The 13,158-nt window shown below is 48.5% G+C and carries 13 protein-coding genes and 2 rRNA genes (1 of these 15 only partly in view); 5 read left to right on the top strand and 10 right to left on the bottom strand.

Translation table 11 applies throughout. The features are described 5' to 3' along the window. The first annotated feature begins 81 nt into the window (after positions 1 to 81). Positions 82 to 2,079: an alpha-ketoacid dehydrogenase subunit alpha/beta gene (locus SAPGRDRAFT_RS09080; RefSeq protein WP_002658880.1), complete on the top strand. Its 1,998-nt coding sequence runs from the start codon at positions 82 to 84 to the stop codon at positions 2,077 to 2,079. A gap of 268 nt (positions 2,080 to 2,347) precedes the next feature. Beyond that, positions 2,348 to 3,523, top strand: a complete 1,176-nt coding sequence (locus tag SAPGRDRAFT_RS09075; RefSeq protein WP_002658878.1) for a proline dehydrogenase family protein — start codon at positions 2,348 to 2,350, stop codon at positions 3,521 to 3,523. A 214-nt stretch (positions 3,524 to 3,737) separates the two neighbouring features. Here SAPGRDRAFT_RS09075 and lptB read toward each other — a convergent pair whose 3' ends face one another. The 3 genes from lptB to SAPGRDRAFT_RS09055 form a co-directional block, all read right to left on the bottom strand. Beyond that, positions 3,738 to 4,478 carry an LPS export ABC transporter ATP-binding protein gene (lptB, locus tag SAPGRDRAFT_RS09070; protein ID WP_002658876.1) on the bottom strand — a complete coding sequence of 247 codons (741 nt, stop codon included), beginning with the start codon at positions 4,476 to 4,478 and terminating at the stop codon, positions 3,738 to 3,740. An 8-nt stretch (positions 4,479 to 4,486) separates the two neighbouring features. Next, positions 4,487 to 5,761, bottom strand: a complete 1,275-nt coding sequence (locus SAPGRDRAFT_RS09065) for an alanine dehydrogenase (protein WP_437343625.1) — start codon at positions 5,759 to 5,761, stop codon at positions 4,487 to 4,489. A 218-nt stretch (positions 5,762 to 5,979) separates the two neighbouring features. Next, on the bottom strand, positions 5,980 to 6,501 hold the full coding sequence (locus SAPGRDRAFT_RS09055) for a metallophosphoesterase family protein (RefSeq protein WP_002658872.1): 522 nt from the start codon (positions 6,499 to 6,501) through the stop codon (positions 5,980 to 5,982). Positions 6,502 to 6,827: 326 nt separating this feature from the next. Here SAPGRDRAFT_RS09055 and SAPGRDRAFT_RS09045 point away from each other — a divergent pair, with 326 nt between their 5' ends. Further along, on the top strand, positions 6,828 to 7,088 hold the full coding sequence (locus SAPGRDRAFT_RS09045) for a TIGR03643 family protein (protein ID WP_002658871.1): 261 nt from the start codon (positions 6,828 to 6,830) through the stop codon (positions 7,086 to 7,088). On the opposite strand, the gene corA is transcribed toward SAPGRDRAFT_RS09045, so the two are convergent. Together corA and SAPGRDRAFT_RS09035 are read right to left on the bottom strand one after the other, a co-directional pair. Beyond that, complete coding sequence (gene corA / locus SAPGRDRAFT_RS09040; RefSeq protein ID WP_002658869.1) at positions 7,085 to 8,062, bottom strand: magnesium/cobalt transporter CorA; 978 nt, start codon at positions 8,060 to 8,062, stop codon at positions 7,085 to 7,087. The two genes, SAPGRDRAFT_RS09045 and corA, sit on opposite strands and share 4 nt — an antisense overlap. A 5-nt stretch (positions 8,063 to 8,067) precedes the next feature. Next, on the bottom strand, positions 8,068 to 8,964 hold the full coding sequence (locus SAPGRDRAFT_RS09035) for a lysophospholipid acyltransferase family protein (RefSeq protein ID WP_002658868.1): 897 nt from the start codon (positions 8,962 to 8,964) through the stop codon (positions 8,068 to 8,070). Positions 8,965 to 9,042: 78 nt separating this feature from the next. Here SAPGRDRAFT_RS09035 and SAPGRDRAFT_RS09030 point away from each other — a divergent pair, with 78 nt between their 5' ends. After that, positions 9,043 to 9,744, top strand: a complete 702-nt coding sequence (locus SAPGRDRAFT_RS09030) for a hypothetical protein (RefSeq protein WP_002658866.1) — start codon at positions 9,043 to 9,045, stop codon at positions 9,742 to 9,744. Positions 9,745 to 9,928: 184 nt separating this feature from the next. Then, positions 9,929 to 10,294: a fluoride efflux transporter CrcB gene (gene crcB, locus SAPGRDRAFT_RS09025; RefSeq protein WP_002658865.1), complete on the top strand. Its 366-nt coding sequence runs from the start codon at positions 9,929 to 9,931 to the stop codon at positions 10,292 to 10,294. Here crcB and SAPGRDRAFT_RS09020 read toward each other — a convergent pair. The 5 genes from SAPGRDRAFT_RS09020 to SAPGRDRAFT_RS08995 form a co-directional block, all read right to left on the bottom strand. Further along, positions 10,281 to 10,742 (bottom strand): GNAT family N-acetyltransferase, encoded by a 462-nt coding sequence (locus tag SAPGRDRAFT_RS09020; protein ID WP_002658863.1) that lies wholly within the window; start codon positions 10,740 to 10,742, stop codon positions 10,281 to 10,283. The two genes, crcB and SAPGRDRAFT_RS09020, sit on opposite strands and share 14 nt — an antisense overlap. A gap of 2 nt (positions 10,743 to 10,744) precedes the next feature. Further along, complete coding sequence (rsmG, locus tag SAPGRDRAFT_RS09015; protein WP_002658861.1) at positions 10,745 to 11,377, bottom strand: 16S rRNA (guanine(527)-N(7))-methyltransferase RsmG; 633 nt, start codon at positions 11,375 to 11,377, stop codon at positions 10,745 to 10,747. Positions 11,378 to 11,382: 5 nt separating this feature from the next. Beyond that, the gene (locus SAPGRDRAFT_RS09010) at positions 11,383 to 12,132 is read right to left on the bottom strand and encodes a copper resistance protein NlpE N-terminal domain-containing protein (protein ID WP_002658859.1); all 750 of its coding nucleotides are present in this window, start codon (positions 12,130 to 12,132) and stop codon (positions 11,383 to 11,385) included. Between the two features lie 341 nt (positions 12,133 to 12,473). After that, positions 12,474 to 12,582 (bottom strand): 5S ribosomal RNA (gene rrf / locus SAPGRDRAFT_RS09000). Between the two features lie 109 nt (positions 12,583 to 12,691). After that, positions 12,692 to 13,158: ribosomal RNA gene (locus tag SAPGRDRAFT_RS08995) — 23S ribosomal RNA — on the bottom strand; it runs 2,348 nt beyond the window's last position.

Genomic DNA, 13,158 nt, shown 5'->3' with positions numbered 1-13,158 from the left:
GCGGAAAACCTAGGCCAACTCCTACATTTTCAAAAGGATTTTTACCTTTGTTTTAGTTAGCACAACTAAACAATTACGATTATGAGCACTTTGCTAAAATTTGATAAAAAACGACTGTCCAAAAAGCGTTTGCTGGCCCTCTATGAAGGCTTGCTCCGCCCCCGAATGATTGAAGAGAAAATGCTGGTCCTCCTCCGCCAAGGCCGAATCAGTAAATGGTTCTCCGGAATAGGACAAGAGGCCATTGCCGTGGGCATCACCAACGCCCTAAAAGAAGATGAGTTTATCTTCACGATGCACCGAAATCTAGGCGTTTTCACTAGCCGAAATGTTCCCCTAGAACGCCTTTTTGCCCAATGGCAAGGCAAAAACCTAGGCTTTACCCAAGGCCGCGACCGCTCTTTTCATTTCGGCAGCCCCGAGCACCATATTGTGGGCATGATTTCTCACCTCGGCCCCCAGCTGGCCCTAGCTGGCGGCGTCGGCCTGGCCCATAAATTAGAGGGAGAACAAAAAATTGCCCTAGCCTTTACCGGAGAAGGCGGCACTAGCGAAGGCGATTTCCATGAAGCCCTCAATGTGGCTGCGGTCTGGAATTTACCCGTCCTTTTTGTGATCGAAAATAATGGCTATGGCCTCTCTACCCCCACTAGCGAACAATATGCCTGCAAACATCTGGTCGATCGGGCCAAAGGCTACGGCATGGAAGGCCACCGCATCGATGGCAATAATATTTTAGAGGTCTACCAAAAAGTAGACAAACTGGCCAAGTCAATGCGCAAAAATCCCCGCCCCATTCTACTCGAATGCGATACCTTCAGAATGCGTGGCCATGAGGAGGCTTCCGGAACCAAATATGTCCCTCAAGAACTCATGGACCACTGGGCCCAAAAAGATCCACTCCATAATTATGAGGCCTTTTTAGTAGAAGAAAAACTCTTGACAGAAGAGGATATTAAGGCGCTCCGCAAGCAAATTAAAACGGAAATCGAGGAGGGCCTAAAGGTCGCTTATGCCGAACCCACCGTCCAAGCCAATACGCAAAAGGAGTTGGACGATCTTTTTGCCCCCAATCCCTACGCCCCTCAGTTGCCGCCCCCAAATGGCCCAAAAACCGAAAAGCGCTTCGTCGATGCCCTCTCTGATGGGCTCCGCCAAGCTATGGAAAAACACCCCAAATTGGTCCTTATGGGCCAAGATATTGCCGACTATGGCGGGGTATTCAAAATTACAGAGGGCTTCGTCGAGCAGTTTGGTAAAGAACGGGTCAGAAATACCCCCCTCTGCGAAAGTGCTATCGTTGGCGCAGGCATCGGCCTCTCGATTAAGGGCCATAAGGCCATGATGGAAATGCAATTTGCCGATTTTTCTACCTGCGGCTTCAACCAAATTGTAAATAATGCCGCCAAATTACATTGGCGCTGGGGCCAAAATGTCGATCTAGTGGTCCGTATGCCTACAGGCGCAGGCACAGGCGCTGGCCCCTACCACTCGCAAAGCAATGAGGCTTGGTATACGCATACTCCCGGCCTCAAGGTACTCTACCCCTCCAATCCCTACGATGCCAAGGGCCTGCTGCTGGCCGCTTTTGAAGACCCCAATCCCGTCATTTTCTTCGAGCATAAAGCACTTTATCGCTCTAGAGAAATTGTCCAAGAAATTCCCGACGATTACTATAGCCTAGAAATTGGAAAAGCCAAGCTCATCCGTGAAGGCCAAGCCGCCAGTATTATTACTTATGGCATGGGCGTGCACTGGGCCAAACGCTACGTAGAAGCCCAGAACCTAGATGTCGAAATCCTCGACCTACGCAGCCTGCTCCCCCTCGATTATGAAGCCATCGCCGCTACGGTCCAAAAGACCAACCGCGTCCTCATTCTTCAAGAAGATTGCCTCTTTGGCGGAATCGCAGGCGAGCTCTCGGCCCATATTTCCGAACATCTTTTTGAGCATCTCGATGCCCCCGTTCTCCGTTTGGCTAGCCTAGATACGCCGGTCCCTTTTGCCGCCGACCTAGAACGAAATTTCTTGCCCGAAAGCCGTTTGGCCCAAACCTTAGACCGCCTTCTAAGTTATTAGGATGATGTTTTTTTGGGGCTGCCCCTGCGCTTCGCTTGGGTCGGGCTGTCTCACAGCTCGCTGATCGCTCGGCCCTTCGCTTTTTTTCGCTACCGCTTCAAAAAAGCTCGGTCTGGCCTGCGGCCACTGCTGCCCATCCCTCAGCCGAAACGCTACGCTAGAAGTGGTATCGCTTCGCGATGGTCTATATAGCAGGGCGTTAGACCTGCTATATCTGCTTTTTTGGGCCGCTTCAAAACTTCCCTCCTTTGATAAACAGCTATGCCTTATGCAAATAGATTTTAACAACACCAAAATCGCTTTCGAGCGGTATTCCAATCGGCGCTTACAAAAAATGCGCTGGTTGTTTCGCGCAATGAGCCAAGATTGGCTCGTGGGCTTAGGGAGCCACTTTGGCCTCAAGGCCCTCAATTGGGGGCTGCCCGTAGAAGGGCTCATCCATAGCACTATTTTCGACCTCTTTTGCGGGGGGCGCAACCTGCCCGAAACCCTCAAGGCCGTTCGAGAACTCAAGGTCTATGGCGTAGAAACGGTCCTTGATTATGGGGCCGAGGCCAAAGATACAGAAGCCGATTTTGATACAGCCCTAGACGAGTTTCTAAAAACGCTGGCCTTTGCCGCCGATAAAGAAAGCCTAGAAATCATTAGCGCCAAAGTAACAGGTTTGGCCCAGCACGCCCTACTCGAAAAAATTACCGCTGGAGATATTCTTTCTGAGGCAGAACAGGCCGCTTGGAATCGAGCCAAAGAACGCTTGCGCGTCCTTTGCCAATCTGCCCAAGAAAAAAAAATGGCCCTCTTCATTGATGCCGAAGAAAGCTGGATCCAAGACGCTATCGACCAGCTGACCGATGAAATGATGGCCGAATTTAACCAAGAACGGGTAGTAGTTTATAATACCTTCCAGCTCTACCGACACGACCGCCTACAGTTTCTTAAAGATTCTTATGAAAAGGCTCTAGAAGGTGGCTATTTGCTGGGGGCCAAGATGGTCCGTGGCGCTTATATGGAAAAAGAACGAGATCGCGCCAAAAAAATGGGTTATCCCTCTCCTATCCAACCCAATAAAGAGGCTACCGACCGAGATTATAATCTGGCGGTTCTCTTTTGTGTAGAACATTATGAACGCATTGCTTCTTCTGTGGCTACGCATAATCAGTTTAGTACGGCCTATCAGGTGGAGTTGATGGAGCAAGAAGAGTTGCCCAAGCGTCACCCTCATCTCAGCTTTTGCCAGCTCTATGGTATGAGTGACCAACTGACCTTCAATTTGGCCAAAGCGGGTTATCGGGTGTCTAAGTATATGCCTTTTGGTCCCATCAAAGATGTAATTCCCTACTTGATTCGCCGCGCCCAAGAAAACTCTTCGGTCAATGGCGAAATGAGCCGAGAGCTACAGCTCATTGAGCAGGAATTAAAACGCCGAAAAACAGAAGGCTATTAGCCCAAATGAAAAAGAGGGAGCGCTTTGCGCTCCCTCTTTTTTTGGCCCAAATGGTCCTTATTTTCGGTTCTACAGGGCCGAAGGCCCGCAGGCCTAGCGATGTGTAGCAGTGGCCCACAGGGCCAGACCGAGGCGCTTTGCGCCGAAGGGCCGAGCGAACAGCGAGCTGCAAAACGTAGCGCCTGCCGCAGGCAGGAGGCCCCAAAACTTCATGCTAAACCTGTCCGTACTTCCGTTTTAATTCAAAACTTTGGCCCAAATAAAGCTCTCGGACCTTAGCATCGTTGGCCAATTCATGTGCGCCACCTTCCTTAAAAATATTGCCATCCACCATGATGTAGGCTCGGTCAATAATCGAAAGGGTTTCGCCCACATTGTGGTCCGTAATCAAAATGCCAATATTTTTTTGTTTGAGCCGCCAAACGATGGTCTGAATATCCTCCACCGCAATGGGGTCGATGCCCGCAAAAGGCTCATCTAACAAGATAAATTTGGGATTAACGGCTAGGGCACGGGCAATTTCCGTACGGCGGCGCTCTCCCCCAGAAAGGGTATCACCATTGCTTTTTCGGACCTTATGCAAAGAGAATTCATCCAGTAATTCTTCCAGTTTATGGCTCTGTTCTTTTTTGGTCAATTTGGTCATTTCTAGGACGGCCTTGATATTATCCTCCACCGTCAATTTGCGAAAAATAGAGGCTTCTTGAGGCAGATAGCCCACGCCTTTTCGGGCTCGTTTATACATGGGGAGATTCGTGATTTCCTCCTCATCCAGATAGACCTTTCCACTTTTGGGCTGCACAAAGCCCACCGTCATATAAAAAGTAGTGGTTTTGCCAGCTCCATTGGGGCCCAAAAGGCCTACAATATCGCCCTGAGAGACTTCTAAAGACACTCCTTTGACCACCATGCGGCTGCCATACTGCTTAATTAAATTTTCGGCTCTTAACTTCATAATAGCTTTTATAGATTAGTCATTAGGAGAAGGCCAATATCCATATACTTGATATTAAATCGCTCGCTCATATATTGGTTGGTCAGGCTGCCCTTATACATATAAATGCCATTTCGGAAGCCGGCATCGCTGCGCAAAAGGGCTTCAATGCCCATGGTGCTACCTGCTTCGGCAAACAAGGGGACCAAAATATTGCTTATGGCCGCCGAGCTAGTTTTTGGATAGCGCGAAACGATATTGGGCACACAATAATGCAGCACCTCATGCTTAATAAAAGTGGGTTGCTCATGCGTACTGAGGCGAGAGGTGGCAAAACAGCCCCCTTGATCAATACTCACATCAATAATCACGGCGCCGGGCTTCATTTGCTCTACCGTATCTTCGCCCACAATGCAGGGTGCACGGCCCGTTTCCGAGTGGATGGCTCCAAGGACCACATCAGCGGAACGGATTTCGGCATACATTTCTGGCGAGCTAAAGGTGCCCGTATATAAACGATGGCCCAAATTGCTTTGCAGCCGCATCAATTTGCGGATATTATTATCAAATAGGCGAATTTCGGCCCCATAGCCCAGGGCCACTCTGGTGGCCACTTCTGCCACTACGCCAGCCCCCAAAATGACCACCTTAGCCGGAGGAACCCCCGCAATTCCGCCCAACAAAACGCCTCGGCCATCTTCATTATGAGAAAGCAAATCGGCGGCAGTTTGCATAGCAGAAACCCCGGCAATTTCCGACATCATACGCACAAAAGGAAAGCTTCCCGAGCTATCCTTCATGTACTCCATGGCCATAGCGGTAATGCGTTTTTGCTTGAGGCGATAGATATATTCTTCGGTTAAGGCGGGCAAATGAATGGGCGAAATAATAATCTGCCCGGGATGGCCCAGATCAATCTCCTCCAAAGAGGGGGGCGCAACCTTAAGAATCACTTGCGACTTAAAGAGCTGCTCTTTATCGGCCAAAATTTCGGCCCCAGCTTCAGAGTAATCATAATCAGAGAAATTAGATTTTTCTCCGGCTCCAGTTTCTAGGCGAATACGGTGGCCCATCTGGACCAAAGTCCGCACAGCCGAGGGGGTCAAAGCAATCCGATTTTCAGAAAATTTCAGTTCCTTAGGAATTCCTATGGTCACTTTTCCTTGGGGATGCTCTACGGCTAGGCGCTCGGCCAAGGGCGTAAGGATATGCTCACTCAACTCCTTGGGGATGCTAATTTTGGATTTTTGCATGCTGCTATTGTTTCCTTGAACAAGTTTTGGGTCTTGTCTCAAAATACGCACTTTTTAGCAAAGGCCCTTTTTTTTTCCTTTTTTTCACAATTTGGGGCTGCCCCGCCCTGCGGGCGGGTCGGGCCATTGCGCAGCTCGCAGGTCTGCTCGGCCCTGCGCGGGCTATGCCCGCTGGGTCTGCCGCCTTTGGCGGCCCTGCTACAGCCCCTCAGCCGAGGCGCTACGCGCCTTTGCGGCGGCTTCGCCGCCTGTCTGCCGCAATGGACCAACTAGGGCAGTTCTTCGGGGGCAATTTGGCCTCTTGGCCCCAATTCAATCAGCTCCAAATCGCTTAATTGGCCCGCTTCAATCTTGAAGCGCATGAGGGTTTTTTCTTTGTGCCAGCCGTGACGGCCTGCTGCCCCCGGATTAAGATGTAATAAATTGAGTTGGCGGTCGGGCATAGCCTTAACTATATGCGAATGGCCCGTAATAAATAAATCGGCTTGGCTGGCTTGCAGGGCGGCTTTTACGCCCTTGGAATAGCGGCCAGGGTAGCCCCCAATATGGATCATGTAGACCCGCAAGCCTTCTATCTCAAAATCTTGGACCAAAGGATAGCGGCGGCGCAAAGCGGCGCCATCAATATTGCCATAAACGGCCCGAAAGGGCTTAAATTCTTCTAGGGCATCGGCCAAATCGGTATGGCCAATATCGCCAGCATGCCAGATCTCGTCGCAGTCGGCAAAGTAATCAAAGACAGCGGGCTCTAGATGCGAATGCGTATCGGAAATTAGGCCTATGCGTTTCATGCTTTTGTGTTGATGATGGTCAAAAGCCAAAGCTAGGAGAAAAATAGCGGATTTTCAGCCCTATTGGTCCAATTTGCTGCAGCGGGCGCAAAGCGCCCGCAATAATCATCGCCAAGTGATAGCGCCTAGCCTTGGGGCGTTCCCCAAGGCATCGGCTGAGGGATGGATAAGGGTGGCCGAAGGCCAGACCGAGCAAAAATGCGCAGCATTTTTTGCGAAGGGCCGAGCAGACCTGCGAGCCCTGACACAGCCCGACCCGCCTGCAAGGCGGGGCAGCCCCAAAAAAATAAACCAAAAAAGAAAATGCTTGTTGAGAAAAAGAAAAAATGGATCAAATCAGCATAGATCGGATTATTGAGATGGCTTGGGAAGATCGCACGCCCTTTGAGGCCATTGAATTTCAGTTTGGATTGACGGAAAAGGAAGTCATTGCCTTAATGCGGCAAGAGATGAGGGCCAGTAGTTTTCGGCGTTGGCGCAAGCGGGTGCAGGGGCGAAAAAGCAAGCATCAGAAATTGGCGCCGGAGGGTATGCAGCGGTTTAAATGTAGTCGACAAAAGAGTATTTCCTTTAATCGGAAGAGTTAAAACCAGTTTCGGCGACGCATAAAATAGATCAAAAAGGCGGTAACAATGAGCATCAGGCCAAGTAAGGTAGGGTAACCCCAGGGCCATTTGGTTTCGGGCATATAATCGAAATTCATCCCATAAATGCCGGCCAAAAAAGTGAGTGGAATAAAGAGGGCCGAGATGATGGTTAGGGTTTTCATAATTTGGTTCATGTCGTTGCTCAGCTGTGCATTATGCAAATCCATCAGGTCCTTGAGCATTTCGCGCAAATTATCGAAGGCCGAAAGTTGATATTGGAGGTGGTCTTGGATATCGTTAAGGTAAGTAAAGCTTGACTTATGAAAAAAGCTGGTCCCTTCTGATTTGATGCGATTGAGTAGTTCTCGCAGGGGCCAAATCAGGCTGCGGATACGGTTTAGTTGTTTTTTGAGGCGCATAATTTCCTGAATCACCCCTTTATTATCAATAGCTTGATCGAGCAGGCGGATTTCCAGTTCTACAATTTCTTGTCGGATATCTTCTAGGCAAAATCCGTAATGGTCCACCACCACATCAATTAGGCGGGTAAACAGATAATCTAGGCGGCGTTTTCTGAGGAAGCCCTTATTATTAAAAATGCGATCTCGGATATCTTCGAACACATCGCCGGGTCGTTCTTGAAAAGAGAGCAGAGCATTCTTTTTAAGGACAAAAGAGAGGTGTTCGACCTCTAATTTTTTGGCTTCATTTAGGCTAAGCATCTTAAGGCTCAGAAAGAGATATTCCTCAAAGGCCTCAATTTTTGGCAGGTCTTCAGTGGCGCAAATATCCTCTTGGGTCAGGTGGTGCAAGTTAAAAAACTGGGCCAATTGGCCCAGATCTTTATCTTGGGGAACGTTAATATTCAGCCACTTTTGGGCTTCGGTAAATTCGGGCAGACAGCCTTCTAATTCGGCAATTTGGAGTTCTTTTCGGTCGGCTTGGCCAGCACTATAGGCAATCAGGTCGAGCATATTATTTACTTTAGGGTGCGGGCCAATTTCTTTGCCTGTTTTGGCTTTCTAAATTGGCTATAGAGCGGATCTTCCTTTAGCTTCCAGGTTTCCTGATAGAGAAAATCGAGCATTTGGTCGGCCTTACCTTGGGCCTTGATGGTCTCGTAGGCAATGGGTTCGCCGATACTGATGCCAATATGTCGGCCCATTTTATTTCGGACCTCATGCAGCAGTAGGCTAAGGCGAAGATTTTGGTTAATTTGGCTAGCGAGTTGAAACAGCCGGCTATTTTGGCCATGAAAGAAGAGCGGGACAACCGTAGCCTTAGATCGTTGAACCAATTTAAGCACAAAGCGCTTCCATTCCAAATCTTCGGCTTGGCCAAAGGGTTTTTTGGCGGTGGCTACGCCTCCGGAGGGGAAAATGGCAATGGCTTGGCCTTGGGCCAGTCGTTCGAGCGTTTCTTTTCGGGTATTGATAATGGTTTTCAGAGCCTCTTTGGTCCCTCGAAAATCAATGGGCAAAAAATAGGGCTCAAACATTTCTTCTCGGCAGAGCACTTCATTGACTAGAATGCCAAATTCGGGTCGAATTTTGGAGGCGATTAGGCCCAGCAACAGGCCATCAATCACGCCAAAGGGGTGGTTGGCCACAATGACTAATGGCCCCTCTTGGGGAATTTTTTCCAATTGAGCCTGATCGAAATGCGGATAAACCTCCAATTTGTCTAGGGCAATTTGCCAAATAGACTGAGGAGTCAGCTCCATTTGTTTCATTTCGGTATACAGCTTTTCAATCCGAGGGCGGCCCGTTAGGCGCTCGATACCTCGAATTAGCAGCTGTTTCATTTTGGGGTCGGTTTCATGGGCATAGCTCAATCTAGATTTGGCCATATCCCGATTAAAATCTGGGGATTCCATAAGTTTATTTTTGATCTAGTTCTTCTAACTCAAACGACTATAAAAATAATTCCCTTTACCGCAATCAACGCTTAAATTATGTACCGCAAACTATTCCTGCTTCTATTTTTGGGGCTTTCTTCTGGGGCAATAATGGCCCAATCCAAGAAAAAGGTCAAGCAGCTCGGCCAGCAGCTAGAGCAAACGAAAAAAAAATGGGTGGCTCCTTATTACAATCAGGCTGAAGAGCCGCCTTTGCCCATGAAAAGCTGGGTACCAGAGTACGGCATTCGGGGTAAATACGCTTATAATGGCATCCAATTGAGCATTCCTTTTTTAGAGGCGCTTTTGGGCGAAAAGCTCTTTTTATCGGGCCCGCATGAGGGCAATATAATGGATTGGGACAATGATGATTTTGGGCATTACAATCCTAAGTTTCTCAAAAAGCTCAAGCAATATCTCAAGAAGTTGAGTAAGCAGAAGAATTTTGTGAGCAGTTATCAGCCTTTTTACGAGGCTAATTTACAGCAATTAGCCCGCAGTTATTTCCGAGCCGAGCAATATTTGAAGCAGCAGCCCGAGCTCATCAAAGCAGGGCAACAACTAGAAGCTGAGGAGCGACAAGAATTTTTCAGAGATTATTCGGACCAAGAAGAGACCGCCGGTTATATTTGGTATGAGGCCAATACTTGCGCCAATTTCTGGTTGCGTCGACATACAGACGGCAGCGCCGATGAATTTTCTGATTTATTGGAGCTCCTACTCTCTACCTTTGATGCTTCTTTTTTGAAGAATAATTAGTTTTTTTTGGGGCTGCCCCGCCTACCGGCGGGTCGCTATGCTGCGGGGCTCGCAAGTCTGCTCGGCCCATCGCTTTTTTTCGCTTTGCTCAAAAAAGCTCGGTCTGGCCCTTCGGGCCACCCGCTCCGCAGCGCTCAGCCATGGGCCAGCGCCAGGCTTTATTTTTTCAATATAGACGAGCAAGATGCACTATCTATGGATTTTTCTGGGGGGAGGTTTGGGCAGTATGGCCCGCTTTGCCCTTAGTCAATATTTACCGCCAGCTCAGGGTTGGCCTTGGGGAACCCTAGCGGCTAATTTGGCCGCTTGTTTTTTATTGGGCCTGTTTGGGGCTTACTTTGAGCAAAAGGGCGGGCCCTTGGCCTATAAGTTACTCTTGGCTACGGGCTTTTGTGGAGGCTTTAGCACCTTTTCGACCTTTGGACAGGAGTTATTTCAGTTATTGCGGGCCCAAGCCCATGCCATGGCCTTAGGCTATTTGTTGGCTAGTGTAATTCTAGGTGTTTTGGCCATGGCTGTGGGCTATTATAGTTTGGCTAAAGGGTTTTAAATTCCAGCAGCATTTCAGTATGTGGAATATCATCTTCTAGATATTCTTTGCCTGTAGATTGGAAACCTAGGCGGGCATAAAAATGGACCAAATGGCTTTGGGCCGAAATGCGAATAGCTTTTTGGGGATATAATTTTTGGCAGGCGGAAATAGCGGCTTGCATTAGGGCGGGGCCCTGGCCTTTTCCACGAATTTTAGCGCTACTAATTACTCGGCCAATCGAGGCATCTTCAGGATAAGAGCTACCTGCGGGCAAAATGCGGGCATAAGCTTGCAGTTCGCCTTGGGCATCTAGGCCAAGAAGATGATGCCCCAATTGGTCCTTGCCATCTAGGTCGAGGTAGGGACAATTTTGTTCTACCACAAAAACGGCTTGGCGCAATTGGGCCAGGGCATAAAACTCTTGAAGACTTAGCTCCGAGAAGGCTTTCAGTTTAAAACTGAGCATAATTAAGGCGCTTGAATGTAGGCCAAACACTTGGTTTCAAAAAACTCTTCCTCAAACAACTCTTTCATCGGAAAAATCTCCCCATAATAATCGGGGCCGAGGCTATCGAGTTCTTCTTGCATATTGGTTAATCCTTTATAGGCCCAAATACCGTTCGGGAAAGAGTGATTGCCTTTGGTCTTAACCAATTTGCGGGTCCAAGCGGCCAGTTTAGGCGCTTTGGCCACGGCTCTAGTCACTACAAAATCGAAGCGTTGCTTCAATTTTTCGACACGGCCAGCTTCTGCTTTTACGTTTTTGAGGCCAAGAGCTTGGCTCACTTCGGTCACCACCTTAATCTTTTTGACAATAGAATCCACCAACATAAAATTGGTTTCTGGATAGAGGATAGCCAAGGGTATACCTGGAAAACCACCACCGCAGCCAAGGTCCAAAACCTGAGCGCCAGCTTTTAGGGGCATCACCTTATCTAGGGCCAGGCTATGCAAAACATGATGAATATAAAGATTGTCGATATCCTTTCTAGAAATGACATTGATTTGGGCGTTCCACTCTCTATACAAAGCGTCTAATTGGGCAAATTGCTCCAATTGTTGAGCGCTAAGATTTGGGAAATAATGTTGTATGCGTTCCATGATTCTTAATAAAAATAAACTGCTTCAAAACGGGCTTGAGGGGCCATTTTTGCCTTTTGTAGGCTAAGTTTGTCTCCAGAAATACTGTAATTATCTACCTGGCCAAGGACCTTGAGAAACTCTTGCTCCTTGCCCAAATTGGGGCAGGCCATTTTGGTACTCATCAGGCCTGTAAACTGAATGCGTTTTTGTTCTTCTTGCAATTTATAATTGCCCGAAACGCTGTTGCAGCCGCCATGCGCTTGGAGTTGGCCATTTGCTTTTAGGATAAAATGTATTTCTTTGCGAGCGCCTTTGGGCGTCTTTATGGCTTGGCCATTGAGCTCCACCAATTTCCAATATTTGTTTAGCGGGCTTTCTTCTGGGCGCTTGAGCAAATAGCGTTCGGCTAAATCTCCTTCAATCGGCTTCCCTTTTAGGTCCAATTGGCGCAAAGCGCCTTCTTCTAGTTGATATTGATTTGGTTTTTCTTTGCCTTCTAGGGTAATTTGCTGGCCTTTTTTTCCCCACTTCAGTTTTCCGCTTTCGGTATAGACCGAGTCGGAGCGGTCTTGATAGCGATAGCGGAGAGTATAACTACCATCTTCTTTTAACTCCAAGTCCATCTGGATACCTGGACAATCCGCAGAGGGCAAGTTCCCTTGGTATCGGCCAGCCCAATCGAGGGCATTTTGGCTATTATCGGCCATATCTTTTTGGTTTTTGCAGGCGGTCAGGCTCAGGCAGAGTAACAATAGTGGGAGATAATACTTCATCGGTCCATTTTTTTGCTAAGATAGCTAAAGTTTTTCGAGTCGTTTTCCCAAATCGCTTCAAAATCAGAAATGTACTATTTCTGCTGCTGTTATTTTGGGGCTGCCCCGCCCTGCGGGCGGGTCGGGCTGTATCGCAGCTCGCAGGTTTGCTCGGCCCTGCAGGCTTTTTCGCTTCGCTACAAAAGCCTTAGGTCTGCCGCCTGCGGCGGCCCTGCTGTCCATCCCTCAGCCGTCCTCGCTTCGCTCCTCTTTGGCGGCAAAGCCGCCAGCCCCTGCGGGGCAAAACCTTCCTTTTTAAACAAAAAAAAGCCTGCACATTGCTGTACAGGCTTTATAGATTAGGTTGGCGGTGACCTACTCTCCCACTTTCGTAGTACCATCGGCGCTGAGGGGCTTAACTGCTCTGTTCGGAATGGGAAAAGGTGTCTCCCCCTCGCTATGACCACCATTAAATCTTTGTCTATCCCTTTGGATAAACTCTATATCGTTATGACATACGGAAAGTAATAGAATTTTAAAAGTGCGTTGATTATCGATCTTTCTTTTAAAAAAAGAAAGAAAAAGGAAAGCTTTCGAGAAATTAGTACTACTTGGCTCCCTAACACATCACTGTGCTTCCACCTATAGCCTATCTACCTGGTCATCTTCCAGGTCTCTTCAACGAATACTCATCTTAAGGTTGGCTTCGCGCTTAGATGCTTTCAGCGCTTATCCTTTCCAGATGTAGCTACCCAGCATGCACCTGGCGGCACAACTGGTACACTAGAGATCTGTTCAACTCGGTCCTCTCGTACTAGAGTCAAATCCTTTCAATATTCGAGCGCCCACAACAGATAGAGACCGAACTGTCTTGCGACGTTCTGAACCCAGCTCGCGTGCCACTTTAATGGGCGAACAGCCCAACCCTTGGGACCTTCTCCAGCCCCAGGATGTGACGAGCCGACATCGAGGTGCCAAACCTCCCCGTCGATATGAGCTCTTGGGGGAGATCAGCCTGTTATCCCCGGAGTACCTTTTATCCTTTGA

It is taken from the genome of Saprospira grandis DSM 2844 (genome assembly GCF_000275825.1).
GTDB lineage: Bacteria > Bacteroidota > Bacteroidia > Chitinophagales > Saprospiraceae > Saprospira > Saprospira grandis_A.
This window is presented reverse-complemented; position numbering and strand designations above follow the sequence as displayed.

Coding starts and splice junctions, on each gene's coding strand:
- SAPGRDRAFT_RS09080 (WP_002658880.1), top strand. CDS start 82: ATGAGCACTTTGCTAAAATTTGATAAAAAACGACTGTCCAAAAAGCGT.
- SAPGRDRAFT_RS09075 (WP_002658878.1), top strand. CDS start 2,348: ATGCAAATAGATTTTAACAACACCAAAATCGCTTTCGAGCGGTATTCC.
- lptB (WP_002658876.1), bottom strand. CDS start 4,478: ATGAAGTTAAGAGCCGAAAATTTAATTAAGCAGTATGGCAGCCGCATG.
- SAPGRDRAFT_RS09055 (WP_002658872.1), bottom strand. CDS start 6,501: ATGAAACGCATAGGCCTAATTTCCGATACGCATTCGCATCTAGAGCCC.
- SAPGRDRAFT_RS09045 (WP_002658871.1), top strand. CDS start 6,828: ATGGATCAAATCAGCATAGATCGGATTATTGAGATGGCTTGGGAAGAT.
- corA (WP_002658869.1), bottom strand. CDS start 8,062: ATGCTCGACCTGATTGCCTATAGTGCTGGCCAAGCCGACCGAAAAGAA.
- SAPGRDRAFT_RS09035 (WP_002658868.1), bottom strand. CDS start 8,964: ATGGAATCCCCAGATTTTAATCGGGATATGGCCAAATCTAGATTGAGC.
- SAPGRDRAFT_RS09030 (WP_002658866.1), top strand. CDS start 9,043: ATGTACCGCAAACTATTCCTGCTTCTATTTTTGGGGCTTTCTTCTGGG.
- crcB (WP_002658865.1), top strand. CDS start 9,929: ATGCACTATCTATGGATTTTTCTGGGGGGAGGTTTGGGCAGTATGGCC.
- SAPGRDRAFT_RS09020 (WP_002658863.1), bottom strand. CDS start 10,742: ATGCTCAGTTTTAAACTGAAAGCCTTCTCGGAGCTAAGTCTTCAAGAG.
- rsmG (WP_002658861.1), bottom strand. CDS start 11,377: ATGGAACGCATACAACATTATTTCCCAAATCTTAGCGCTCAACAATTG.
- SAPGRDRAFT_RS09010 (WP_002658859.1), bottom strand. CDS start 12,132: ATGAAGTATTATCTCCCACTATTGTTACTCTGCCTGAGCCTGACCGCC.